Below are 22,991 nucleotides of genomic sequence, written 5' to 3' on the forward strand. Positions count from 1 at the left end.
CGCCATGATGACCGCCATCTTCGTCTTCATCAAATGCGAGCTGGGTCACGCCAACGACGTGGCCGCCGACATGGTGGACAATGTCGAGAACGTCTCCGAGGTCTATTCCACCTCGGGCCAGTACGACCTGCTGGCCAAGTTCCAGCTGCCCAAGGAGATGGACATCGGCACCTTCGTGACCAAGTCCGTCCAGACCCGTCCGCACATCCGCGACACCTTCACGGTGATCACCTTCTCGCCCTTCCTGCCGTCGAAGTGATGTTTGGTGACGCTACGTCACCGCTGAAACCCTGCTAATCCTCTCCGCAGAGGAAACGCGGGAATACGCGACATGGCTGATCTTGAGACCTTCCGCGCCGAGACGCGCGCCTGGCTGGAGGCGAACTGCCCGACCGAGTGCCGTGGCCCGCTGGACAGTGACGAGGACCGCGTCTGGGGCGGGCGCAATCCGACCTTCAAGACCCCGGCGCACAGGCGCTGGATGGAGGTCATGGGCGCGCGCGGCTGGACGGCGCCGGAATGGCCGACCGAATACGGCGGCGGGGGCCTGAGCCGCGAGGAGGCCAAGGTGCTGGCCTCCGAGATGCGCCGCATCGACGCCCAGATGCCGTTGTCGAGCTTCGGCATCTGGATGCTGGGTCCGGCGCTTTTGCAGTTCGGGACCGAAGAGCAGAAGAAGCGCTTCCTGCCCGAGATCGTGCGCGGCGAGATCCGCTGGTGCCAGGGCTATTCCGAGCCCGGCGCGGGGTCCGATCTGGCCGGGGTGCAGACCCGCGCCGTCGATGAAGGCGACCACTGGATCGTCAATGGCCAGAAGGTCTGGACCTCCTATGCCGACAAGGCCGACTGGATCTTCTGCCTAGTGCGGACCGATCCCGAGGCGCCCAAGCATCTGGGAATTTCCTTCGTCCTGTTCGACATGGCGACGCCGGGCGTCACGACCAAGCCGATCACCCTGATTTCGGGCAAGTCGCCCTTCTGCGAGACCTTCTTCGACGACGTGCGGGTGGAGAAGGCCAATCTGGTGGGGACGCTGAACCGGGGCTGGGACGTGGCCAAGGCCCTCTTGGCCCACGAACGCACCATGATCGGCGGCATGGGCATGATCGGCGGCGGCCGGCCCATGGGTCAGGTGGCGGGCGACAGTGTCGGGGTGGGAGCGGACGGGCGTCTGGACGACCCGATGCTCCGTGCCCGGATCGCCGAGCTGGAAGTCGACCTTGCGGCCTTCCAGCTGTCGATGGAGCGGGTCGGGGATCAGGTGAAGGCCAGGCAGGTCTCGCCGGCCATCGCCTCGATGCTGAAATATTACGGCTCGGAGCTGAACAAGCGCCGGCACGAACTGGCCATGGCCGCGGGCGGTTCGGACGCTCTGGAGTGGGAAAGCGAGCGCTCGCACAAGGGCGGCGCGGCCCGCGACTGGCTGCGCACCAAGGCCAACTCCATCGAGGGCGGGACCAGCGAGATTCAGCTGAACATCCTGGCCAAACATCTGCTGCAACTGCCGGGGGCCTAGCCACCCCTTGATCGTCATCCTCGCCCCTGTGGCGAGGATCCAGAAACACCGTCGTCCGCCGCTGTGCGCCCCCTCTCGAAGCCGGGAGTCTGGATGGTCGGCACGAGGCCGACCATGACGGGAGAGGAAGAACCAAGATGCCGCTGATCCTGACCGAAGAACAGACGATGCTGAAGGAAGCCGCCGACGGCTTTCTGAGCGAAAATGCGCCCATCGCTCATTTCCGCAAGCTGCGCGACGAGCGCGATCCCGATGGCCTGTCGCGCGACCTGTGGAAGGCGTTCGGCGAGATGGGGTTCGCGGGCGTCATCATCCCCGAGGAACACGGCGGCTCGGGTCTGGGCGCCGTCGAGGCGGGAGTGGTGGCCGAGGCCCTGGGCCGGACCCTGACGCCGTCGCCCTTCATGGGATCGGGCGTGCTTTCGGCGAAGGTTTTGGCGGATGCAGGCTCGGCCGACCAACAGGCGGCCTGGTTGCCCAGGATCGCGGCGGGCCAGGCTATCCTTTCGCTTGCGGTCGATGAGGGCGCCAAGCACCGCCCCGCCGCCATCGCCACCACCGCCGAACGATCAGGCAATGGGTTCAAGCTCAATGGCGCCAAGGGCTTTGTGCTGGACGGCCATGTCGCCGACGCCCTGATCGTGGCCGCCCGAACCGACAACGGCCTGACCCTGTTCCTGGTCGATCCCAAGGCCGCCGGCGTCGAGATCGAACGCACCATGATGGTGGATGGCCACAACGCCGCGCGTATCGTTCTGACCGATGTCGCGGTCGATGCGGGCGCGGTAATCGGGTCGGTCGATGGCGGAGAGGCCCTGCTGGAAGGCGCGCTGAATCTGGGCCGGGCCTGCGCGGCGGCGTCCCTGACCGGCGCGGGCGACCAAGCGTTTCAGGTGACGCTGGAGTATCTGCGTACCCGCAAGCAGTTCGGCAAGTTGATCGGCGAGTTCCAGGCCCTGCAACATCGGGCGGCGCATCTATTCACCGAGATCGAATTGGCGCGCGCCGCAGTGATCGGCGCGCTGCAAAGGCTGGACGCGGGCAAGGACCCACAAGGCCTGGCTGTCTCGGTCGCCAAGGCCAAGGCCGGGCGCGTCGCCGAACTGGCGGTGCAGGAGGCGGTGCAGATGCACGGCGGCGTCGGCATGACCGACGCGTTCGACGTCGGCCTGTTCATGAAGCGAGTGCGGGTCTTGAATGAACTGCTGGGCGACGCCGCCTTCCACCAGGAGAAGCTGGCGCGGGCGCAGGGCTACTAAGGGCCGAGTCAGGAGCGGGGTCGTTGGAATATTTTTCTTCCGATCCGGGCCGAGCGGGGCGGCTTGAGCGTCCGTCGCGCGACTTCACGGCGGCTTTGGGACGGGTTAAGGCTGGCCTGGGAGAAAACGCACCATGACGAGCCGATCCAACGCGACCCTCTATCAGTCCGGTTTCGGCAATCATTTCGCCACCGAGGCCGTCCCCGGCGCTCTGCCGGTGGGACAGAACTCGCCGCAGAAGACGCCGATGGGCCTCTATGCCGAACAGCTGTCCGGCACGGCCTTCACCGCCCCGCGCAGCGAGAACCGGCGGTCCTGGCTCTACCGACTGCGGCCCTCGGCCCAGCACCCGGCCTACGTTCCGTTCGCACAGGGCCAGAAGGCGAGTCTGGTCCGTTCCGGGCCGTTCACCGAGAGCCCGCCCAATCCCAACCGGATGCGCTGGGATCCCCTGCCGGCGCCCGCGACCCCGACCGACTGGGTCGAGGGGCTGGTGACCTATGGCGGCAATGGCGACCCCGAGGCGGGCGTCGGAACCGGCATCCACCTGTATGCCGCCAATCGTCCGATGACGGATCGCGTCTTCTATTGCGCCGATGGCGAACTGTTGATCGTGCCGCAGGAGGGCCGGCATCTGTTCGTCACCGAGATGGGGCGGATCGAGGCGGAGCCCGGCCATGTGGTCGTCATCCCGCGCGGCGTGCGGTTCCGCGTCGAGTGCGAGGGCGTCATTCGCGGCTATGTCTGCGAGAACTATGGCGCTCTGCTGCGCCTGCCCGACCTGGGGCCGATCGGCTCGAACGGCCTGGCCAATCCGCGCGATTTCGAGACCCCGGTCGCCGCCTTCGAGGACGTGGATCGGCCGACTGAATGTATCCAGAAATACGGGGGCCAACTGTGGGTCACCACCTTCGATCACTCGCCGCTGGACGTGGTCGCCTGGCACGGAAACAACGCGCCGTACCGATATGACACCGCGCGATTCAACACGATCAACACGGTCAGCTACGACCACCCGGACCCGTCGATCTTCACCGTCCTGACCTCGCCCAGCGACACGCCGGGGACGGCCAATATGGACTTCGTGATCTTTCCGCCGCGCTGGATGGTGGCCGAGCAGACCTTCCGCCCGCCCTGGTTCCACAGGAACGTGATGAGCGAGTTCATGGGGCTGGTGACTGGCGAATACGACGCCAAGGCGGGCGGGTTTGCACCCGGCGGCGCCTCGCTGCACAACTGCATGAGCGGCCACGGCCCCGACCAGGCCTCCTATGACGGGGCGATCAAGGCTGAGCTGAAGCCGCACAAGATCGAGAACACCCTGGCCTTCATGTTCGAGACGCGGATGCCGATCCGTGTCACGAAATGGGCGCAGGAAACCCCGACGATGCAGCTGGATTACGATGACGTCTGGACCGGATTCGCAAAGGGCGACGTCTCGAACCAGGCCGGAGACTGACCTTATGCGCACCCTGATTTTGGCGGCCGCGGCCCTGATGGCCTCGGCCTGCACGCCGATGGCGGGCGTTGACGCCACGGCGCCCGACCCCGCCGTTCCGGGCCAGAGCGTCGATGCCGCGTCCTGCGCTGCGCGAGGCGGTGAAATCCGACGCGTCGGTCGGATGCAGTCCGAACAGTGCATCATCCTGTTCGCCGATGCGGGCCGCGCGTGCACCGACAACGACCAGTGCCAGGGCGACTGCCGCACCGCCGACGAGAAACGCCCCGAGGCCGGCGCCGAGGCCGTCGGCCAATGCACCGCCGACAGCAGCCGCTTCGGCTGTCACACCACGATCAAGGACGGCAAGGTCGAACACACCCTCTGCGTCGACTGAGGTCCACCCAGCAGATGACAAAAGGCCCCCGCCGCGATCCGCGACGGGGGCCTTCGTTTATTCGACCGATGACGTCTTAGTTGGTCGTCGGCGTGTTCGAGGTGGTCATGCCGCCATCGGCGTTGCCGGCCTGTTGCTCGACCCGGTCGGCGGCGCGGTCGGCGTTGTGTTCGACGCGGTCAGCCTGGTCGTTGAGGGCCTTTTCCTGGGCCTCGTTCGGGGTGGCGGCGGCCTGGGCTTCCAGGCTATCGGCCGTGGCCTCGCCTTGCGCCTCGATGGCGTCAGCCTGCTTCTCGGCGGCCTTGTCAGCAGCGGATTCGCCGCAGGCGGCGACGCCGGCCAGCATGAAGACGGCGGCGGTGGCGGTGATCAGTTTACGCATGAATACAGTCCCTTCCTGGTGGAGACGGATCAACGCCGCCGATTGAAAAGGGTTCACGCCGTCGTGATCGAATGTGTTCTCCCCGCTGACCTGCAAGGGCGGCGGAACCCCGGCATCAGCCCTGCGGGTCTGCCCCTTTTGGGAAGGGGGGCGCGATCCGGGGGCGGATTAGGCCGCCGTTTCGAGCATAGATCGGGCGACGGCTTCGGCTACCTTGATGCCGTCGACTGCGGCCGACAGGATGCCGCCCGCATAGCCGGCGCCTTCGCCGGCCGGGAACAGGCCGCGCACGTTCAGGCTCTGGAAGTCGGCGCCGCGTGTCATGCGGACCGGGGACGAACTGCGGGTCTCGACGCCCGTCAGAACCGCCTGTGCGTCGTCATAACGGGCGATCTTTCTGCCAAAGACGGGCAGGGCCTCGCGCATCGCGGCGATCACATAGTCGGGCATCAGGGGCGCCAGATCGGTCGGGCGTACGCCCGGCTTGTAGCTGGGCACGACCTCTCCCAGTTCGGTCGAGGCGCGGCCGGCCATAAAGTCGCCGACCAACTGACCCGGCGCGAAATAGTCGCCGCCGCCGGCCGCATAGGCGCGGGTCTCCAGATCCCGTTGCAGTTCGATGCCCGCCAGCGGGTGATCGCTGCCGTAATCCTGCGGCGAGATGCCGACCACGAAGCCGGAGTTGGCGTTGCGCTCATTGCGCGAATACTGGCTCATGCCGTTGGTCACGACGCGGCCGGGCTCGCTGGTCGCCGCCACCACCGTGCCGCCCGGGCACATGCAGAAGCTATAGACGGTGCGCCCGTTGCTGCAGTGATGCGACAGCGTGTAGGCCGCCGCGCCCAGGTCGGGGTGGCCGGCGCAAGGGCCGAACATCGCCTGGTCGATCCAGGATTGCGGATGCTCGATGCGGAAGCCGATCGAGAACGGCTTGGCCTCGATATGGACGCCGCGCTCATACAGGGTCTCGAAGGTGTCGCGCGACGAATGGCCGATGGCGAAGACCACATGATCGGCCTCCAGCGTCTTTCCGGTGTGCAGGCGCACGCCTCGAATGGCGCCCTTGTCCAGGTCGATGTCGGTGACCCGATGCTCGAAGCGGTACTCGCCGCCCAGGGCCTCGATCTTCTCGCGCATGGCCTCGACCATGGTCACCAGACGGAAGGTGCCGATGTGGGGGTGGGCCTCGGTGAGGATTTCCTCGGGCGCGCCGGCTGCGACGAACTCGGTCAGCACCTTGCGGGCCAGGAAGCGCGGATCCTTGATCTGGCTGTAGAGCTTGCCGTCGGAAAAGGTGCCCGCGCCGCCCTCGCCGTATTGCACGTTGGATTCCGGATGCAGCTTGCCCTTGCGCCACAGTTCCCAGGTGTCCTTGGTCCGTTCCCGCACCACCTTGCCGCGGTCGAGGATGATCGGTTTGAGGCCCATCTCGGCCAGGATCAGCCCTGCGAACAGACCACAAGGCCCCGCTCCGATCACGACCGGACGCAGGCGCCCAGGCTTGAGCCCGCCCTCGGGCGCGACAGCGACCGGACGATAGTCCACGTCGGGCGTCGGCCTTATGTGGGCGTCGTTCGCGAACCGGGCCAGCACCGCGGCCTCGTCTCTGACCTCGACGTCGAGGATGTAGACCTTCAGGATCGCCGACTTGCGTCGCGCATCATGCGCGCGCTTCCAGATCGACCAGGAGATGAGATCTCGCGGCTGCACGCCCAGACGGGCGGCGATCGCGGCGGGCAAGGCCTCCGGCGTATGGTCGAGCGGCAGCTTGAGTTCTGAAAGGCGCAACATCGGCGCCTTGTAACCACTCGCGACGCCAAACGCATGAGGCAAGATCAAGTCCGCTGCGCGCCAGCCCGCACGCGACGCCCAAGCGGATGCGCCTTTGCGCCTTGATGCGGGCGCTAGGCGAAACCAGAACGAGCATCCTTGTAACGGCCATCGACTAGGTTGAGGTCAGCTTCCGGCCGACTGAGGTTGTAAGGTTGCCGTAAGTTTGACTGCCGAAACGACGAGTCGTGCCGCAATGCACGTCCGGAGTTTTGTCATGGCGTTCACGGAAAACCCTCGCGATCGTTTGCGCGATCCCTCCGTCAGCATCGTCATTGCGGTGATGGATGAAGAGTTGGCCATTGGCCGGCTGGTGCGAGAAATCAGCGCTGTGTTGGGCCCAGACCCGGCTTACGAGATCGTGGTCGTTGACGACGGGTCCAGCGATCACACGGTGACCATTCTTCAGGCGCTGACCCGCGACGAGCCCCGTCTGTCGATTCTCCAGCACCGGCGCAACCATGGCCAAAGCGCCGCGGTTCGTACCGGCGTCAGGGCCGCGCTCGGCGACCTGATCGTTACCCTTGACGGTGATGGCCAGAACGATCCTGCGGACATCCCCCGCCTGCTCCAGGCCTATGGGCGGCTCAGCCGGGAATCCGGCGTTCGGCTGGTGACTGGCCGCCGAGCGCGTCGCCAGGACAGTTTCGCCAAACGCTTCAGCTCCCGCTTCGCCAACGCCATCCGCGGCTGGATACTGCACGACGGCGCGCGCGACTCGGCGTGCGGACTGAAAGTCATCGACCGAGAAGTCTTCCTCGGGCTACCGTATTTCAATCACATGCATCGCTTCCTGCCGGCCCTGGTGCAGCGCGAGGGGTTCGAGGTCGCGGCCATAGATGTCAACCATCGCCCCCGCGACACCGGCGCATCGAAATATGGCACCTGGGATCGGCTGAGCGCGGGTGTCGTCGATCTGGCAGGCGTCGCCTGGCTGCAGACCCGTCGTGCGACACCCGAACTGGTGGACCTGTGACGGTTTCAGTCTGGATGCTTCTGGGTGTTGCCGGACAGGCGCTGTTCTCGGGCCGCTTCCTGGTGCAGTGGCTCGCCAGCGAGCGCTCGGGCCGCAGCGTGCTGCCGATAGCCTTCTGGTACCTGTCGCTGCTCGGCGGCACGGCGCTGCTGATCTATGCGGTCCATCGTCGTGATCCCATCTTCGTCGCCGGGCAGGCGGCCGGGCTCGCGGTCTATGCGCGGAACCTTCACCTGCATCTGAAGAAGACCACGGAACAGGGTCGGGGACTGGTGACCGTATGAGCCTGGCCTCGTTTCCGAACCCGACCCTATCTCTTGGCCTGCTGCGGAGCGTCGTCGTCCGGCGAGGCGCGCTGATAGGGGCCGTAGGTTTGGCGACAATTTTCGTCGTGGCCGCCATCGCCTTACGGCCGCTCATTCCGGTCGATGAGACCCGATACCTGACTGTCGCCTGGGAGATGCGTCAATCGCATGACTGGCTGGTGCCGCACCTGAATGGCGAGGCCTATAGCCACAAGCCGCCGATGCTGTTCTGGCTGATTAACCTGGCCTGGGGCGCGTTTGGCGAGCACGCTTTTGTCGCGCGTCTCGTGCCCGCAGCCTTCCTGCCGATCTCGGTCTGGTTGACGGCAAGACTAGGCGGGATGATCGGCGGCAAGGCGACGGGCGACCAGGCGGCTCTGATCGCCGTCGGTTTTCTGGTCTTCGTCGTGTCCGGCACCTTGGTAATGTTCGACGCTATGCTGACGGCTGCGTGTCTTGCGGGGCTGATCGGCCTGTTCATCGCCGCGGACGGTCGCAGGCTCGCGGGTTTTGGCCTGTTTGGATTGATGATCGGCGCGGGCCTGCTCATCAAGGGGCCTGCCGGCCTGATCCATCTAATGCCAGCCGCCCTGCTGGCGCCTCTTTGGACCGCGCGTCGCCAGAACTGGGCGGTCTGGTACGTCGGGGTCATCGCCGCCTTGGCGATTGGAATTGGAATCGGCCTGGCTTGGGCGCTGCCAGCCGCGCACGCCGGTGGTCCCGACTTCGCCCGGGCCATTCTCTGGGGGCAGACGACCGGGCGGATGGTCAATGCCTTCGATCACGCCCGGCCCGTCTGGTACTATCTGGCGCTGGCCCCGCTCTTGCTGCTGCCGTGGAGTCTGAGTCGGAACCTTTGGATCGCGCTTCTCGACCGGTCTCGCGAACCTGGATCGCGGCTGAATCGCCTCGTCTGGATCGCCGCCGGTGGCACGGTAATCCTGTTCAGCCTGGTCTCCGGCAAACAGGTCCACTACGTCGCACCCGCCATCCCCTCCCTCGCGATTGGGCTCGCTCTGCTGATGGCGCGACGGCGCGCCCTGCCTGAACCGGCGTTCGGCGTTGCGACCTTTCTTGTGGGCGCCCTGCTGGTCCTGATCTATCCGCTGGACCTGCTGCACGAGACTTGGCCGCCCTATCCGTTCGCGATCGGCGGGCTGGTCACCATGATTTTGAGCGTGATCGTGTGGAAGCTCAGGGCCATGCCCGCGACTGCGGCTGCGGCGGCCGTTGCGTCGATCTTCACCGGCCTGCACACGCTGGCGGTGTTGGGGGGGCTGGCGCTTTACGACGCGTCCTGGGTCACGCCGTATCTGGCCTCCGGCATCAACGAAAAGGAGGTCGCCGTGGTCGGCTCCTATGCCGGGGAATACGGCTATGCCGCCCGTCTGGATCGGCCGGTAACGGTGATCGCGCCGGAGGCCGCCCGCGACTGGATGGCGTCCCATTCCGACGGCGTGGTCGTCCAGGCCTGGCGACACTCCCCCGCGCTGGAGGCGACCCCGGTCGAACTTCATCCCTATCGCGGAGGCATGCTAGGCGTGTGGACGGCGGCGTCGAGTTCGCCTGTGGAGCCGCGCGATGCGTCTGCTTCTCGTTGAGGACGAGGCCGAACTAGCAGCTCTGCTGCTGGCGGGCCTTCGTAATGCGGGTTTTGTCGTCGATGGCGTCGCGACCATTGCCGACGCCGACGCCGCGACGCGAGCGGGAGCCTACGATGTCGTGGTTCTGGATCGCCGCCTTCCAGATGGCGACGGCATGGATTTCCTGCGTCAGTTGCGGCGTAACAACGACGGGACGCCTGTTCTGATGCTGACCGCACGCGACGCGGTCGAGGACCGGATAGACGGTCTTCAGGTCGGCGCCGACGACTATGTGCTGAAGCCTTTTCATATGGCCGAACTGGTCGCCCGGTTGTGGACCATCCTGCGGCGGCCAAGTGCGATCCGCGATCCGATTCTGGCCAATGGCGACGTGGCTCTGGATCTGGCGACCCGTATCGTCACCGTGGCCGACCATCCTCTGACCATCTCTCGACGCGAGGGTGCGCTGCTGGAACTGTTCCTGCGAAAGCTTGGCCGGGTCATCACCAAACCGTCGATCGAAAGCGCCCTCTACGGCTTTGGCGAAGAGCTGGAGTCCAATGCAGTCGAGGTTCTGGTCCACCGCCTGCGCCGCCGATTGAACACTTCGGGCGCATCCCCCCAGATCCAGACCCTTCGCGGGATCGGCTATCTGATGGAACCCGTCAGATGAGTTCTCCGGCACACGACGTGCAGGCCCGTCCCTGGTCCCTTAAGCGGCGGCTGGCCATGCGGCTGTCCGTCCTGGCCGTGGTCGCCATCCTGGGTCCGCTGCTGTTCATCCTGTTCAACGCCCGGCTTCAGATCGACAACCTGACAGAAATGGCGATCCAGCAGCAGGCGGTCGTTGTCGGGGAGGCCCTGATCACGCCCCAGGGCACCGTCAAACCCATGCCGCTCGATCTCGCTTCGGCCTATCGTCGTGCTGGAGACGACTTCATGTTCATCGTCCGAGATGGCTCCGGGCGGATCGTCGCTCAGTCATCGTCGCGGGCGGAGGCATTGCTAGGCGGCATGCGCCATCCTTCGGACACGCGCTTCCTCGTCGCTCCGATCGACGGGGGATCCTGGCTGGCCTATGCCCGCGATGTCGGCGCCTATCAGGTCGTCGTAGCCCAGGACCAGTTGAAGGACGACGTGCTGGCGGACAGCATCGCCTACGACTTCGCCGAAGCCAGCCTCCTGCTGACCCTGCCCCTGCTGCTGACGGTTCTCGGTGTCGTCTATCTGACGCTGACGGTGCTGTTCCGCCGCGTTGATCGCGTGTCCGCCGCTGCCGCCGCCCTGGCGCCTGGCGAACGGGCCAACCCTCTGCCTGTCGATGGCTTGCCCAGCGAGGTCGTATCCCTCGTTCATGCGGTCAATCTGGCTCTCGCCCGACTGTCCCAGGCCTATGACACGGAAAAGCGTTTCACCGCTGACGCGGCGCATGAGCTGCGCACGCCATTGGCCATCCTGACCGCCCGGGTCGAGGGGCTGAAATCGACGAAGGACCGCGCGACGCTGCAGGGTGACGTGAACCGGATCAACCGCGTCGTGGATCAGTTGCTTCAGGCCGCGCGGCTAGATGCACGCCCCATCGGCGCGGCGCCGGTGGATCTGGGGCGGTTGCTGTTGGACGCCGTCGCCGAGGTCGCGCCACTGGCCGTGCGCCAGGGCCGCGAGATCGCTTTGGATGTCGCATCCGGAAAGCCCATCATGGTCTATGGCGATGCGTCGGCCCTGACGGTCGTGGTCGCCAATCTGATCGACAATGCCCTGCGCCACACCCGGTCCGGCCCGATTGATATCTTGGCGCGGCCGAGTGGCGGTTTCGACGTCATGGACCGCGGTGAGGGTGTCGCCGAGGCGGACAGGCGGCTACTTTTCGAACGGTTCCAGCGCGGTCATCGGCCCGTCGGCAGCGGCTCGGGCCTGGGCCTCGCCATCGTCCGTCAGATCGTCGAACAACTGGGGGGGTCTGTTGGTGTCGCCGATCGTCCCGGTGGTGGCAGCGTCTTCTCCGTCAATCTGCGTCTCGCGAACCCGCCTGCCGCCACGCTTCCCGCCCCTGTCGATTACTGATGGCCGGAAGGCCTGAATATCCTGCCGGCCCTGCTCGGCCCTTCTTCGCACCGGAACAGCTATGACCCCGTCGATTACCGACACCCTGCACAGGGTTCAACTCATTCGAAAAGCAGTGCTGTTCGCCTGTATCCTGGGCGCCGTCGCCTTTGCGGCGGTCACGCAGTCCCTTGGCGGAGAGACCGACTTCCATCAGGGACTGGAGTTCGCCGGTTTGGGGGCGATCGCCATCTGCATCGTCGGGCGGGCATGGTGCTCGCTTTATATCGGCGGGCGCAAGAAGGCCGAGATCGTTGATATGGGCCCCTATTCAATCAGCCGGAACCCACTGTATGTCTTCAGTTTCTTCGGTGCTTTCGGCATCGGCGCTCAGACAGGAAGCCTGGCGATCGCCGTAGCCTTCGTCGTCATCGCATGGCTTGTGTTCCGGGCCACGGTGCAGCGCGAGGAGGTCTGGCTGGCAGCCACGTTCGGGGAAACCTATACCGCCTATGTTGGGCGCACGCCGCGCTTCTGGCCAAAGTTCAGTCAGTGGCGGGATCGCGAGACGCTGGAGGTGCAGCCGGTCTTCTTCCTGCGGACCATCAAGGACGGGTTGGTCTTCCTGCTGGCCGTTCCGATCTTCGAGGGCATCGAACATCTGCAGGACATCGGCTGGCTGCAGACCTTGATACACCTCCCCTAAATCTTGATAGGCGCGCCAGCAGCTTAGGGTCAGAGCTCAGGGTTCAGGGCTCATAGCCAGAACAGCACGGTCGCGACGAGGGCGATGGCGGACAGGAAGACGGTCGAGCATGGGTGGTAGCGGGTGGCGACGCGACGCCAGTCTTTGAGCCGTCAGAACATGATTTCTATGCGGTTTCGGCTCTTGTACCGGCGCTTGTCGTAACGGACAGGCACGGTCCGGGATTTCCGACCAGGGATGCAGGCGTGATCCCCTTGGCCTCCAAGGGCATCCCTGAACCCGTCCGCGTCACGCCAGCGAAGCCCGTTGCGGTTGACGAAAATGATGCTGCTCAACACCCGACGATCATCGAGCCTTGGCTTGGGAATGAGGTATGGGGTGGGATTATCGCCCTTTGGGCCGTTCCCGTTGTCCGATGCTAGGGAAAGTAGTGGTACCGCTTAGGTGACTCGAACACCTGACCCCATCATTACGAATGATCGGCATCCCTGTTCCTCCTTCTAACTTCGACTAACCTGCACTCCCCGGAATGTAATGTCCATAAGGGTTTGGAGGGCGGCGAGCTAACGGGCTTTAACCACGACATCCCACGAATTCCTGCTATGCTGGTAGCGGAGTTGTAGCGGAGGGCCCTGGCGTTGGTAGCGGAGAAGCGAAAGCTGACGAAGAGCGTGGTCGATGCTGAGCCGGTTCCGGCCAGCGGCGAGACACGTATCTGGGATAGGGAAATCCCGGGATTCTGCATCCGCATCTATGCGTCCGGTCGGCGGGTATACGCCATCAAGTACAGAGTGGACGGCAAACAGGCGTGGCTGACGCTGGGCACGCACGCGGCCAAGGCCGGTGACGGCGGAGTGACCGCGGACCGAGCAAGGCAGTTGGCGGCGGCGGCGCGTGTGGCGGCAAACGAAGGCCATGACGTCGCGGCCGCGAAGCAGGCCAGGCGCAGGGACCTGCTCGTGCCGGACCTGGTGGAGCGCTACATCACCGAGGGACCAGCTGAACGGCCCGGAAAGCGCGCTAGCTCATGGGCCGCCGACGCCGCGAACCTCCGTCTCCATGTTGCGCCTTTGCTAATCCGGAAGAGGGCGCGCGATGTCACTCCTTCGGACATCGCCAGCGCCGTGTCCGACATAGCGGCCGGCAAGACGGCTGCGCCCAAAAAGCAAGGGCGCGGTGGGGTGACCAAAGGAGGCATGGGCGCTGCCCGGCGCAGCCGCGCGGCGGCATCGTCGATGTTCACCTGGGCGAAGGAGCGAGGTTTCGTTGATGCGAACCCGGTCTCGTCATCAGCGCGGTTGCCAAAGGCCGTCGCCAAGGAGCGCTTTCTCTCGCAGGAAGAAGCGCGCCGACTGTTGGACACGCTTGATGAGATGATCGTGGACGGTGCACTGAAGTCGGACCACGCCGCAATTTTCCGGCTGCTCTTATTAACTGGGGCCCGGCGCGGGGAGATCGTTGGGCTGCAATGGTCTGAGATCGATGAATCTCGGCGTCAGCTAATCCTCCCGCCTGAACGGACCAAGACCGGCGGGAGCACGGGCGTCCACCGGATCCACCTGAACGACGAGGCTCTTGCGGTCCTTGCCGGGCTCACGCGATCCGGTTCGTCATTCGTATTTCCATCAACTTCAGGGACAAGCGCAACCGGCAATGTTGCCCGATCCTGGGACCGGGTGAAGGAGCGGGCAGGGCTGTCTGGGCTTCGTATGCACGACCTCCGTCACAGCTTCGCAAGCTTCGCGTTGGCAGCGGGCGGCAGCCTGTTTCTTGTGGGCAGGGCGCTGGGACACACCGACAGTCGGACCACTGAGCGCTACGCCCATCACACGGATGAGGCCTTGCAGACCTTGGCCAGCGCGACGGGTCGCCATTTGAGGGAGCGGAAGTGAGCTGCTTTGAAGAGGGGCCGATCCAATGGGATAGACCGATTAAAGTTCCCAGAGGCAAGCGCCCCGTGGGTGTGCGGTGTGAGCAGATCCGACGCGCTAAAATCCTGATTGAAGCAACCGGCGGCACCGTTCCGAAAGGCGATAGGGCGCTAGCTCGGCGGGTTGCCCAGATGGCAGCTGTCGTGCCCGGATTGAGGTACTCTATCGGCATGGGGGTTCTACCGTCTCTTGCGCCGGATACAGCGATTATGTCTGGCCTGACGTCGCAGCCGCCAACGCGCGGTCGGCCAACAACATGGCCGGACGAGCGATTGCGGGCGCTTGTCCACGCGGTCGATCGGATCAAAGCGTCGAGTCACCGCCCCATGACCGATACGGTCGCCCTCAAGCACCTTCGGCAAGAAAGCTTGGCCTTTGCCAAAGAGTGGGCGACCGCGCGGGGCTTTGAGTGGGGGCCAGATTTGAAAGCAGCTGTGACATCCCAGACGCCTGCAACGCTGAAAAATCGCCTCGCTCAGGGGCGCCGATTGGCAACGGCGTAGTCCAAGTGCGAAATCTCCACGGATGGAGCATTTTGATAACCGCCGCCAGTCGAACGCTGGCCAGTTCGGCGACATCGTGGCCGCTACGATGGCTGCGCCGGTGTCGCTCAGTGGAAAGGGTATTGGCAGCGCCAGCCTGCGTGATAATAGCTCTCAAACACCCTTTAAAGCCCACACAGTGGGAAACTATGCGGGGTTTACACCGTTGTCACTTGACCGTTGACGACCATATGCGTCACCATAAGCGACGCATAGCGCGGTTATTAGCGAATTAACCAGCGACTTATATGTTGAAAGAAGGGCTTCCATGGAGGGCGAAATGACCAGCCCCCGGTTTATGGTGGTGACAGTCACGTTTCACGAACGTGAAGATGGCGGCATGCGAGTTTCAAGCGCAGATCTTCCCGGCCTGCTGCTGTCTGGCTCTGACAAAGAACACGTCTTCAAGATGATCGCTCCCTCAATCGGGGCGCTACTGAAGCGTAAGGGGATAGCGCCCGTTCATGTTGAATGCGCTATTTCTCTGGACGAAGCGCTTAAACGCTCAACGCCCTGCGATGTGGATATGCACGTTAGGTCGCAACACGAACGGGTATACACCGAAGAATTCGTGATTGAGTTGCCGCTAGCAGCCTAATAAACGTAGCCGTATGGCGAGTGTTTCGCGATTCCTCACTCGGGAGGAGGTTGAGGGAATGTTCGCGCCATACGGCGGCCATTTCATCGAAACCATTTTTCCCGGTTCCGAAATGTGGAGCACCGGTTGGGGTGAGGACTTCGTGCTGTCTAAAGAGTACGATGGCGTCCACTACGACGAATGGCTCTGTCTAGAGGCGATCGAGAAGGCGATTGAGCCGTCCAAGCCTGACGGGTGGCTGCTCAGTTCAGACCCTAATTCCTAGTTGAGAACCCCTCTCCCACAACGACGCCACCCCGCTGCAACGCCGTCAGACACGCCCCCAGCCGCTTCCCGATAATTACCAACGTGCCATCGTCGGCGTTCAGCCCACAATCCGCGACCCACGCCTCTGCGATGTCCCGCGACGTGGTCGGCCCTGTCGCCTCTTTCAGCCGGTCCAGTACGAACCGGCGCATCTGACCCTTCTTCGCCCTGTGCTTCGTGGCGTGGCGCTTCACGGCCCGCGTATCCGCCGCGGGGTCGAATAGCCTGATACAGGCGTCCAGATGGTCCAGGTCGCACGTAACCTTGTGCACGTCGGCCTCTAGGTCGGCCTTCAGCCTTACATGGTGGCGTTGGTCACCAAGCCGCGGAACGCCAATAACCAGATAAACCGTCACGGAAAATCCGCTGTGCGTTTTAGCGTGATTGGATCGGCTCCAACTTCCTGTTTGTCAGCCCGCCACAAGGGCGCGCAAACTAGGAAATGCCGCTATGGCCACCCCCGATCGTTTTGTTTCCATTCTCGAATTCTGCCGGCGCTCAAGCCTGAGCAGAGGCACCGTCTACAATATGGTGGCTCGCCGCGAGCTGCCCGAGCCCACCCGGCTCACGGCAAACCGCGTTGCCTTTCCTGGAGAGGTCGTTGACGCCTGGTTCGCGGCTCGCCAGCAGGCGGTGTCGTGATGAGCACAGCTGCCCTCGGCCTCGAACCGCCCCTCAACGTCGACGACGCTGCCGCCTTTCTCGTGACGTGACCCCCTGAAACTCCTCCAGGAATAGCTAGAGTCCGCCCCTCGAAAGGACGGACAGAATGAAGCGATCACGGTTCACGGAAGAGCAGATCATCGGAATCTTGCGCGAGCAGGAGGCCGGTGTTCCGGTGGCAGACTTGTGCAGGAAGCACGGGCTGAGCTCGCCGACCTTCTACAAGTGGAAGGCTAAGTATGGCGGCATGGACGTGTCGGAGGCCCGACGTCTGAAGGCGTTGGAAGAGGAGAACGCCAAGTTGAAGCGGATGCTGGCGGACTCGATGCTGGACAACGTCGCGCTGAAGGATCTGCTGGGAAAAAAGTGGTGACGCCCGCTGCGCATCGAGCGGCGGCGGCGCACCTGCAATCAGCCTACGCGATGAGCGAGCGGCGGGCTTGTCGGGTGCTGGGCGTGGATCGGACGAGCGTGCGCTATCAGGCGACACGAGCGGACGACGGCGCCCTGCGGGATCGGCTGAAGGCCCTCGCCCAGGAGCGCCGCCGGTTCGGTTATCGCCGTCTGCATGTGATGCTTCGGCGCGAGGGGCATGCGGTCAACAGGAAGCGGGTCCAGCGGATCTACCGCGAGGAGAATCTGACGGTGCGCCGGCGCGGCGGGCGCAAACGCGCCATGGGCACGCGGCGTCCGCTGGAGATTCCTCTGGTCGCGAACCAGCGCTGGTCGCTGGACTTCGTCTCCGACCAGATGACGGACGGGCGGCGCTTCCGCATCCTGACGGTGATCGACAACTGCACCCGCGAATGCCTCGGGCTCGTCGCCGACACGTCTCTGTCGGGCCGACGGGTGGCGCGCGAGCTCGACGCCATCATCTTGGGGCGGGGACGGCCGGACACGATCATCAGCGACAACGGCACGGAATATACGTCCACCGCCATCCTCGCCTGGGCCGACGACACCGGGGTGGGCTGGCACTACATCGCGCCCGGCAAGCCCCAGCAGAACGGCTTCAACGAGAGCTTCAATGGTCGGCTGCGCGACGAACTGTTGAACGAGACGCTGTTCCGCTCCCTGCCGCACGCCCGTGTCGTGCTCGAAGCCTGGCGGCGCGATTACAACGAAACCCGGCCGCACTCGAAGCTGGGATGGCTGACGCCCAAGGCCTACGCACAGGCGCTCACCGGACACAGCGGCCGGTCTGCTGCGCTGGTTGATGGCTGCTCAGACCGGCCTATTGCCAACCCCGCCAACACCAGTTCAGATCACCAAAGGACTCTCGTTATGGCTGGATGAGAAACGGGGGTCACGTCACTCGGCCTGTCGGCACACACTCTCAATAACTGGCGGGTCCAGGGCTGCGGTCCGACCTTCCTGAAAATCGGCGGTCGGGTCAGTTATGACCGCGACGACCTGCGAATCTGGCGCGGCGAGCAGCGCCGGTCATCGACTTCAGAGCGGGTCGCCGTCTGATGGCCGAAGAACCCCATGAGGTTTACGCGCGCCTCAAGCCCGCTGCGGACGCCGCCACAGCTCAGCGTGAAGCTTGGTTTGCCGGTCACCTGCTGCCCGGCGATGACACCGGAACAGCGCGTCGTCGATACACGGCGCTGCGCCTGACTGCGTCCAGGAAGGCGCTGTCTGCAGCGGTAGCGTCCTTGCGCCAATCGAAGACCGAACAAGCAGCAGCGGGGGCGGTGCGCCCGATGGCTACCCGGAAAGAGGATCGTGTCTCAAGCGCACCATTCGCCGACGACGGTCAAGACGACGGACTCTGGGCGCTGGATCACAGCATGCGAAAGTACCGTGTTCGTCCGGTTCGTCCCGAAGACGATGCATGGTTTGCGACTGGCGAGGCGATTGCGGTGTTCGACACCGCTACCTTGGAACGGCTGGTGATTCCAAGCGGTTTGCTCGGCCACCGCCCCCGTGATGACGACCAGTTCGGGCGAGATGTCTTCGGCGCCCGTGATGTATGGAACAAGGCGCACGGTCTGTGAGCGCCCTGTCCCCCTTCGCATCCGCCGCCCCTGACTTGCAGGCGCTCGGCTTCAACGTCCTGCCCGCCTTGCCGGCGGCGATGACCAGGGCAGGGCGCGGAAAAGCGCCGGGGCGCTACATCGGCGGCGGCTGGCAAGGCCTGCCGGACTGGTCGAAGGCCGTCGACGAGCCGTTGTCAGGCTTCCTTCTGAACATGGCCATGAAGGCACCGGACGGGAACATCGGAGCTGTGCTGGGCTCGTCCGCGGGCCAGGGCGCCGATGGAGACGATCTTGTCCTCGTGGCTCTGGACTTTGACGCCACCGGCGATGCGCTGGACACTCTTTTGCGGGCCGCTCCCTCCTCTCCCATGGCTAAGCGGGCTGCCAAAGGGGAAACGCGCTTCTATCTGGCTCCCAAGGGGTTCGCATCGCGATCCTACGACGGGCCGGACGGGCGTCTGCTGGATGTCTTGGCGCGCGGCCGGTTCTGCATCCTGCCCCCATCCATCCATCCCGGCACGATGGCCCCCTATGTCTTCACGCGTGGCCCAGTCCCGATCGCTGACCTGCCTGTCCTGACCGTCGAGGACATGGAGGCGCTGGAGGAAGCCCTCGAACAATGCGGTTGGACCCGTGGCGGGCGGTCGAGTGGTGGAGCTGGTGGTGAGGAGCGCGCGCCGTTGGGCCCGTATGACCCGAGCGATCCTTGGTCTGTCGCCAAGGCGGTCGCCTTGTCTCGGATCGGCGACTGGTTCCCCGCGCTTAACCTGCCCGGCACGTGTCCTGCGCGTGGCGGCTGGGAAGCCGTGCCGGTCTGGCGCCCATCGGGGACCGGAAAGACGAACGCCGGCGACCGCAAGCGCAATCTGTCGGTGTGTCCCGCAGGCATTCGCGACTGGGGCGCCGACCCGTCAGAGGGCGGGCTGACCGCGATCGACGTTGTCGAGCGGGCCCTCGACATCACGCCGTCAGAGGCCCTGTCGTGGTTGGAGGATCAGCTGGGCATCACCGACGACTTCGGATCCGACGTCATCATCGACCTGTCGTCGCGTCGTCCTGTCGATGATGAATCCGACCTCCCTGCGCCGTTGCGGAATTTGCCTGAGAGGGCGGCGCCAAAAGAAACGCCTCCGGCCAATCCTGCTAAGGATCAGACCGAAGGCGCAAGTGAGCCGGGGAGCGGCGCGAACACCATGCCGGACGTGGCCAACGCGCCAACGCACAAGGACATTTCGGTCGAGATGCCGGCGCACCTGCTGCAGGTGCCCGGTCTGGTCGGCGAGATCATCGACTATGTAACGGCTTCCGCTCGCAAACCGCAGCGTGTCCTGGCCCTGGCCACTGCCCTGACCGTCGTGGGCACTTGCGGCGGTCGGCGCTATGCGGGGCCGACAGGGTCGGGGACTCACCTCTATGCGCTCGCCTGCGCCAAATCTGGGGCGGGGAAAGATCACGGCCTCGACATGGCCGCCCGCCTCCTGTCGGCCGCAGACATGACCCGCCACATCGGCAAGGGGGAATGGATGTCGTTTCAGGCGGTGTATCGCGGCCTGAGCCAGCAGCCGCTGACGCTCAACCCGATCGACGAGCTGGGCGGCTTCCTTCGCCGCATCAACAAGCGGACCTCGGGCGGCAACGAGCAGGCGATCACAGCCGTCCTGCGCACCGCTTGGGGTAAGTCTTTCAAGATGCTGCCGCCGCCGGGCTGGGCAGGTCAGGACATGGAGCCGATTTGGAGCCCCGCCCTGTCGATCCTCGGGGCTTCGACCCATGACGATTTTTTCAAGGCCATCGAGGCGGGCGACACTGACAACGGCTTTCTGAACCGCTGGCTTCTGTTCTCTACCCAGGAGCGGCCCGCCGTCCACAAGCCGAGCGCCGACTTGTTCGAAGTGCCCGCCTCCATTACGGCCGGGATGCTCGCCATTTACGGATCCGGCGACCCCCTGTCGAAAGCCACCATGCATTTCGGGCGATGCGACCGGCCCGATACCGTCGCCCAGTGGGAGGACGGTGAGGACGGCGCCCTGAACCGGGAATATCTGGCTTGGGCGGAGGAGTTGGACGAGTCCTCTGATGCGGAATCGTTCTTCGCCCGTGCGGCCGAACAGGCAATCCGGCTGGCTACGATCCGCGCAATGGGGTGCGATCCGACCCGCCCGGTCATCGACCGGGAGTGCTTCGCCTGGGCCAAGGAAGTCTCGATGTGGTGCGCGAACCGCATGCTGCTGGATGCCCGCGAGTTCATGTCCGAGAACCAGACCCAGAGCGACCGGGCCAAGGTTGTTCGCGCCATCCGGTCAAACAGCCCAATCTCCCATCGTGACCTGCTGCGGAAACTGACGACCTTCAAGACCCGCGAGTTGGAAGAAATCGTGAAGGGGCTGGAGGCCGCCGAGCTGATCCGGATGGATCCCGGCCCAGTCGCAGCCAACAACAAGCGCCCGAAGATATACACCTGGCTGGGCGACCGATGAGCGCGGGAATGGGCATGACGTTGACACTGCCGTTGCGCCCGACGGTGTGCCGTGAGGGGGATGCGAAGGCCTCAACGTCATGGTTTTTGGCCCTCACCGTCATGAGCCAAAAATCCCGCAAAGCCAGTGATACCGGGCTTTATGTCTCACCGTCAGAGAATAACCCCCCTCTCTCTTTTTCTTCCTTTTCGAGGTTCCGATGACCCTTCACGAGAAAACCCTGACACTGCCCCTTAGCGAGACGATCCGATGAACTCCGAAGCCGTCACCTTTTCCCGCGAACAAGCCACCGACATGCTCTGCCCCATGACGAGGGGACAGTGCGTCGCCGATAGATGCGCCATGTTCCGATGGACGGGGGTCGTCGATCACGAGACGAGAGCCCCCGTCGGTCATTGTGGTCTCTCGGTGGGTCAGCCGGCATGACCCCCGAACCCATGACCATCGAGCAACTGACCAGGGCAGTGGACGCGCTCACCGAAAAAGCCATGGTCGCAGAAAGCCTCACGTCCGACGTTCTGGCGCTTCTCGTCGACGTGGACCGCGATTCCATGATCCGCCTTCGTGACGCCAGCATCCACGCCCTCGCGAAGTTGGAGCCAATGACTGACGACGCCAGCGTCGAATGGCGGGGCTTCTGGGCGGGACGTGTCCAGCTTCTGGAAGCTGTCCTCTCCCGGGCCGGTTCGCCATGGCAGCCGTGCGACGTGGTTGACTTCGCAGAGGCGCGGGACGCCATGCCCGTGCGTTGGGGACCGCGCTGGAGCGCTGCACAAATGCTGCATGGAAACGCTCCCTGAGTCCATCAAGACACGAAAGCCGCAGATTAGGCCGCCCGTTGAGGCCGCCTTGCAGCTTATCGTCCAGCGCGGCCTGACGATAAGCGAGGCCGCCGAAACCGCCGGTATGCAAGGCCCATCACTCCAGAAGGCCATGAAGAAGCCGCACGTTTTGGCCCGGCTTTCCGATCTGAAGCGCGCATGGTTCACCAACCAAACGGGCAAGGCCTGGCTGGTCGTCGCCAAACTCGCTGCCGACGCCGCGTCGCCTGAGGTGCAACTCAAGGCCGCGAGAACCCTGCTGGAGAAAGCCGGCGAGCTGGGTCCGCACCGCCGCGACGACAACCCACCTGCCGGCCAGGTGATCCAGATCCTAGTGACCACCGGCGGAACGGGCGCAGCGATGCCTGACGGCAGCGGCGTCTTTGAACTCCCGCCATATGCCCCGCCCTCTCGGGACGGATCCGACGATGAAGGGTGATTCCCTGCCGCCCTTCGCGCCGCTGTCCCTGTCCGACCGTGGCCAGATTACCGACGCCCTGATCGCCCGGCGTCACAGCCTGGGATGGACCGGCGAAGAGATGGACACCCATGCGGGCTATTCGGATCGCTACACGGCCAAACTCGAACGGCCAGCTGCACCCCAGGGCCGAATAGCCACCCACTTCAGCCAGGCCAGCGAAGTCTTGCCCGCCGGCGACATCAGAATCACCGGCATGGGCGCCGTCCAGCTCGAAGCGCTGGGCTTGGCCCTCGTGCTGATGGACCGTCCGACGGCCGACGCCATCGGCGCCACGCCCGCACCTGCCCGACCGGCGCAGCATCCCCGCAAGACGGGCGGGGATACGAAGGCCGCTCACGGCCAGCGCAGACACAGAGACGGGACGCGATCATCTATGGCCCTCCCCCAGTACGAAACACTCGACCGGACCCACATCGCGCGCCTTTCGTTCAAGGTGTCCGTTCTGGATCATCCGTGGCTTCAAGAGCGACCGGACTTGCTGGCCAAGGCGAACGCCGTCGAGGCGGCTATGGCCGAGCTACAGGACACGCTTGCAGTCCCTGTCGACTGATGGCGGCGGTGATTACGCGTCCGTGCGACGGACCCCTGCCCAGCCGTGTCGAGGCGGCGGAGGCGCTGCGCCGTCGGCTTCCCCAGCCTAGGCTGGATGAACGTGGCGACGTTCGATCGGCAGAGTATCGGGCGCTGCTCGAGGAGAGTAAACGGCTAGACCCCGTGGGCCACAGCATAGACAGTTTCGCGGGAGCGTGATGCCT

At 64.7% G+C, this 22,991-nt stretch carries 24 protein-coding genes and 1 pseudogene; 21 read left to right on the plus strand and 4 right to left on the minus strand.

All coding sequences use genetic code 11. From position 1 onward, the window contains the following. The first annotated feature begins 4 nt into the window (after positions 1-4). From ACO05L_RS03325 to ACO05L_RS03345, 5 genes are all read left to right on the plus strand, one after another. The gene (locus ACO05L_RS03325) at positions 5-259 is read left to right on the plus strand and encodes an Lrp/AsnC family transcriptional regulator (protein WP_013268338.1); all 255 of its coding nucleotides are present in this window, start codon (positions 5-7) and stop codon (positions 257-259) included. Positions 260-331: 72 nt separating this feature from the next. Continuing rightward, positions 332-1,516 (plus strand): acyl-CoA dehydrogenase family protein, encoded by a 1,185-nt coding sequence (locus tag ACO05L_RS03330; protein WP_421730756.1) that lies wholly within the window; start codon positions 332-334, stop codon positions 1,514-1,516. 137 nt (positions 1,517-1,653) lie between these two features. After that, positions 1,654-2,775 carry an acyl-CoA dehydrogenase family protein gene (locus tag ACO05L_RS03335; RefSeq protein WP_421730757.1) on the plus strand — a complete coding sequence of 374 codons (1,122 nt, stop codon included), beginning with the start codon at positions 1,654-1,656 and terminating at the stop codon, positions 2,773-2,775. Positions 2,776-2,908: 133 nt separating this feature from the next. Beyond that, complete coding sequence (hmgA, locus tag ACO05L_RS03340) at positions 2,909-4,234, plus strand: homogentisate 1,2-dioxygenase (protein ID WP_421730758.1); 1,326 nt, start codon at positions 2,909-2,911, stop codon at positions 4,232-4,234. Positions 4,235-4,238: 4 nt separating this feature from the next. After that, on the plus strand, positions 4,239-4,610 hold the full coding sequence (locus tag ACO05L_RS03345) for a hypothetical protein (RefSeq protein ID WP_421730759.1): 372 nt from the start codon (positions 4,239-4,241) through the stop codon (positions 4,608-4,610). A gap of 76 nt (positions 4,611-4,686) precedes the next feature. On the opposite strand, the gene ACO05L_RS03350 is transcribed toward ACO05L_RS03345, so the two are convergent. Both ACO05L_RS03350 and ACO05L_RS03355 read right to left on the minus strand, forming a co-directional pair. Further along, the gene (locus tag ACO05L_RS03350; RefSeq protein WP_421730760.1) at positions 4,687-4,992 is read right to left on the minus strand and encodes a hypothetical protein; all 306 of its coding nucleotides are present in this window, start codon (positions 4,990-4,992) and stop codon (positions 4,687-4,689) included. 168 nt (positions 4,993-5,160) lie between these two features. Continuing rightward, on the minus strand, positions 5,161-6,783 hold the full coding sequence (locus ACO05L_RS03355) for an NAD(P)/FAD-dependent oxidoreductase (RefSeq protein ID WP_421730761.1): 1,623 nt from the start codon (positions 6,781-6,783) through the stop codon (positions 5,161-5,163). 256 nt (positions 6,784-7,039) lie between these two features. On the opposite strand from ACO05L_RS03355, the gene ACO05L_RS03360 reads away from it, so the two are divergent. The 6 genes from ACO05L_RS03360 (at position 7,040) to ACO05L_RS03385 (ending at position 12,435) form a co-directional block, all read left to right on the plus strand. Next, positions 7,040-7,798, plus strand: coding sequence for a glycosyltransferase family 2 protein (locus ACO05L_RS03360; protein WP_421730762.1), 759 nt, complete (start codon positions 7,040-7,042; stop codon positions 7,796-7,798). Further along, a complete protein-coding gene (locus tag ACO05L_RS03365; RefSeq protein ID WP_421730763.1) occupies positions 7,795-8,082 on the plus strand; it encodes a lipid-A-disaccharide synthase N-terminal domain-containing protein in 288 nt (95 codons plus the stop codon). The genes ACO05L_RS03360 and ACO05L_RS03365 overlap by 4 nt, the downstream gene beginning before the upstream one ends. Before the next feature lie 89 nt (positions 8,083-8,171). Next, entirely contained in the window at positions 8,172-9,704 is a 1,533-nt protein-coding gene (locus tag ACO05L_RS03370) for an ArnT family glycosyltransferase (RefSeq protein WP_421730764.1), read from the plus strand. Beyond that, entirely contained in the window at positions 9,685-10,359 is a 675-nt protein-coding gene (locus ACO05L_RS03375; protein WP_421730765.1) for a response regulator, read from the plus strand. Before ACO05L_RS03370 ends, ACO05L_RS03375 begins: the two co-directional genes overlap by 20 nt. Continuing rightward, entirely contained in the window at positions 10,356-11,750 is a 1,395-nt protein-coding gene (locus tag ACO05L_RS03380) for a sensor histidine kinase (protein ID WP_421730766.1), read from the plus strand. The genes ACO05L_RS03375 and ACO05L_RS03380 overlap by 4 nt, the downstream gene beginning before the upstream one ends. 61 nt (positions 11,751-11,811) lie before the next feature. Further along, on the plus strand, positions 11,812-12,435 hold the full coding sequence (locus ACO05L_RS03385) for a methyltransferase family protein (protein WP_421730767.1): 624 nt from the start codon (positions 11,812-11,814) through the stop codon (positions 12,433-12,435). A gap of 50 nt (positions 12,436-12,485) precedes the next feature. On the opposite strand, the pseudogene ACO05L_RS03390 reads toward ACO05L_RS03385, so the two are convergent. Further along, positions 12,486-12,734, minus strand: a pseudogene (locus ACO05L_RS03390) (transposase); the annotation flags it as partial. Between the two features lie 339 nt (positions 12,735-13,073). Here ACO05L_RS03390 and ACO05L_RS03395 point away from each other — a divergent pair. The 3 genes from ACO05L_RS03395 (at position 13,074) to ACO05L_RS03405 (ending at position 15,771) form a co-directional block, all read left to right on the plus strand. After that, positions 13,074-14,327: a tyrosine-type recombinase/integrase gene (locus ACO05L_RS03395; protein ID WP_421730768.1), complete on the plus strand. Its 1,254-nt coding sequence runs from the start codon at positions 13,074-13,076 to the stop codon at positions 14,325-14,327. An 861-nt stretch (positions 14,328-15,188) separates the two neighbouring features. Next, entirely contained in the window at positions 15,189-15,506 is a 318-nt protein-coding gene (locus ACO05L_RS03400; RefSeq protein WP_421730769.1) for a hypothetical protein, read from the plus strand. A 58-nt stretch (positions 15,507-15,564) separates the two neighbouring features. Continuing rightward, positions 15,565-15,771, plus strand: a complete 207-nt coding sequence (locus ACO05L_RS03405; RefSeq protein ID WP_421730770.1) for a hypothetical protein — start codon at positions 15,565-15,567, stop codon at positions 15,769-15,771. Here the strand turns inward: ACO05L_RS03405 and ACO05L_RS03410 are convergent. Beyond that, complete coding sequence (locus ACO05L_RS03410) at positions 15,761-16,168, minus strand: hypothetical protein (protein WP_421730771.1); 408 nt, start codon at positions 16,166-16,168, stop codon at positions 15,761-15,763. The genes ACO05L_RS03405 and ACO05L_RS03410 overlap by 11 nt on opposite strands. Before the next feature lie 94 nt (positions 16,169-16,262). Between ACO05L_RS03410 and ACO05L_RS03415 the strand changes: the two genes are divergently transcribed. The 7 genes from ACO05L_RS03415 to ACO05L_RS03445 all read left to right on the plus strand — a co-directional run bounded on the left by ACO05L_RS03415 (position 16,263) and on the right by ACO05L_RS03445 (position 22,786). Then, positions 16,263-16,454, plus strand: a complete 192-nt coding sequence (locus ACO05L_RS03415) for a helix-turn-helix transcriptional regulator (RefSeq protein ID WP_421730772.1) — start codon at positions 16,263-16,265, stop codon at positions 16,452-16,454. A gap of 127 nt (positions 16,455-16,581) precedes the next feature. Further along, positions 16,582-17,771 (plus strand): IS3 family transposase gene (locus tag ACO05L_RS03420; RefSeq protein WP_421729385.1). Its coding sequence is split into 2 segments (ribosomal slippage): positions 16,582-16,834 and positions 16,834-17,771, totalling 1,191 coding nucleotides; the frame shifts between segments, so codons are not numbered across the junction. Positions 17,772-17,947: 176 nt separating this feature from the next. Continuing rightward, entirely contained in the window at positions 17,948-18,475 is a 528-nt protein-coding gene (locus ACO05L_RS03425) for a hypothetical protein (RefSeq protein WP_421730773.1), read from the plus strand. Further along, a complete protein-coding gene (locus ACO05L_RS03430) occupies positions 18,472-20,934 on the plus strand; it encodes a bifunctional DNA primase/polymerase (RefSeq protein WP_421730774.1) in 2,463 nt (820 codons plus the stop codon). Before ACO05L_RS03425 ends, ACO05L_RS03430 begins: the two co-directional genes overlap by 4 nt. 422 nt (positions 20,935-21,356) lie before the next feature. Further along, entirely contained in the window at positions 21,357-21,734 is a 378-nt protein-coding gene (locus tag ACO05L_RS03435) for a hypothetical protein (RefSeq protein WP_421730775.1), read from the plus strand. 49 nt (positions 21,735-21,783) lie between these two features. Then, complete coding sequence (locus ACO05L_RS03440; protein ID WP_421730776.1) at positions 21,784-22,194, plus strand: hypothetical protein; 411 nt, start codon at positions 21,784-21,786, stop codon at positions 22,192-22,194. After that, positions 22,184-22,786: a hypothetical protein gene (locus tag ACO05L_RS03445; protein ID WP_421730777.1), complete on the plus strand. Its 603-nt coding sequence runs from the start codon at positions 22,184-22,186 to the stop codon at positions 22,784-22,786. Before ACO05L_RS03440 ends, ACO05L_RS03445 begins: the two co-directional genes overlap by 11 nt. The last annotated feature ends 205 nt before the right edge of the window (positions 22,787-22,991 follow it).

The sequence above is a fragment of the Brevundimonas sp. genome, from assembly GCF_965227765.1.
Taxonomy (GTDB): Bacteria; Pseudomonadota; Alphaproteobacteria; order Caulobacterales; family Caulobacteraceae; genus Brevundimonas.

What these genes read in the sequence shown, in the direction of transcription:
- ACO05L_RS03325 (WP_013268338.1), top strand. Translation starts at nt 5, where the DNA reads ATGATGACCGCCATCTTCGTCTTCATCAAATGCGAGCTGGGTCACGCC.
- ACO05L_RS03330 (WP_421730756.1), top strand. Translation starts at nt 332, where the DNA reads ATGGCTGATCTTGAGACCTTCCGCGCCGAGACGCGCGCCTGGCTGGAG.
- ACO05L_RS03335 (WP_421730757.1), top strand. Translation starts at nt 1,654, where the DNA reads ATGCCGCTGATCCTGACCGAAGAACAGACGATGCTGAAGGAAGCCGCC.
- hmgA (WP_421730758.1), top strand. Translation starts at nt 2,909, where the DNA reads ATGACGAGCCGATCCAACGCGACCCTCTATCAGTCCGGTTTCGGCAAT.
- ACO05L_RS03345 (WP_421730759.1), top strand. Translation starts at nt 4,239, where the DNA reads ATGCGCACCCTGATTTTGGCGGCCGCGGCCCTGATGGCCTCGGCCTGC.
- ACO05L_RS03350 (WP_421730760.1), bottom strand. Translation starts at nt 4,992, where the DNA reads ATGCGTAAACTGATCACCGCCACCGCCGCCGTCTTCATGCTGGCCGGC.
- ACO05L_RS03355 (WP_421730761.1), bottom strand. Translation starts at nt 6,783, where the DNA reads ATGTTGCGCCTTTCAGAACTCAAGCTGCCGCTCGACCATACGCCGGAG.
- ACO05L_RS03360 (WP_421730762.1), top strand. Translation starts at nt 7,040, where the DNA reads ATGGCGTTCACGGAAAACCCTCGCGATCGTTTGCGCGATCCCTCCGTC.
- ACO05L_RS03375 (WP_421730765.1), top strand. Translation starts at nt 9,685, where the DNA reads ATGCGTCTGCTTCTCGTTGAGGACGAGGCCGAACTAGCAGCTCTGCTG.
- ACO05L_RS03380 (WP_421730766.1), top strand. Translation starts at nt 10,356, where the DNA reads ATGAGTTCTCCGGCACACGACGTGCAGGCCCGTCCCTGGTCCCTTAAG.
- ACO05L_RS03385 (WP_421730767.1), top strand. Translation starts at nt 11,812, where the DNA reads ATGACCCCGTCGATTACCGACACCCTGCACAGGGTTCAACTCATTCGA.
- ACO05L_RS03400 (WP_421730769.1), top strand. Translation starts at nt 15,189, where the DNA reads ATGACCAGCCCCCGGTTTATGGTGGTGACAGTCACGTTTCACGAACGT.
- ACO05L_RS03405 (WP_421730770.1), top strand. Translation starts at nt 15,565, where the DNA reads ATGTTCGCGCCATACGGCGGCCATTTCATCGAAACCATTTTTCCCGGT.
- ACO05L_RS03415 (WP_421730772.1), top strand. Translation starts at nt 16,263, where the DNA reads ATGGCCACCCCCGATCGTTTTGTTTCCATTCTCGAATTCTGCCGGCGC.
- ACO05L_RS03425 (WP_421730773.1), top strand. Translation starts at nt 17,948, where the DNA reads ATGGCCGAAGAACCCCATGAGGTTTACGCGCGCCTCAAGCCCGCTGCG.
- ACO05L_RS03435 (WP_421730775.1), top strand. Translation starts at nt 21,357, where the DNA reads ATGACCCCCGAACCCATGACCATCGAGCAACTGACCAGGGCAGTGGAC.
- ACO05L_RS03445 (WP_421730777.1), top strand. Translation starts at nt 22,184, where the DNA reads ATGAAGGGTGATTCCCTGCCGCCCTTCGCGCCGCTGTCCCTGTCCGAC.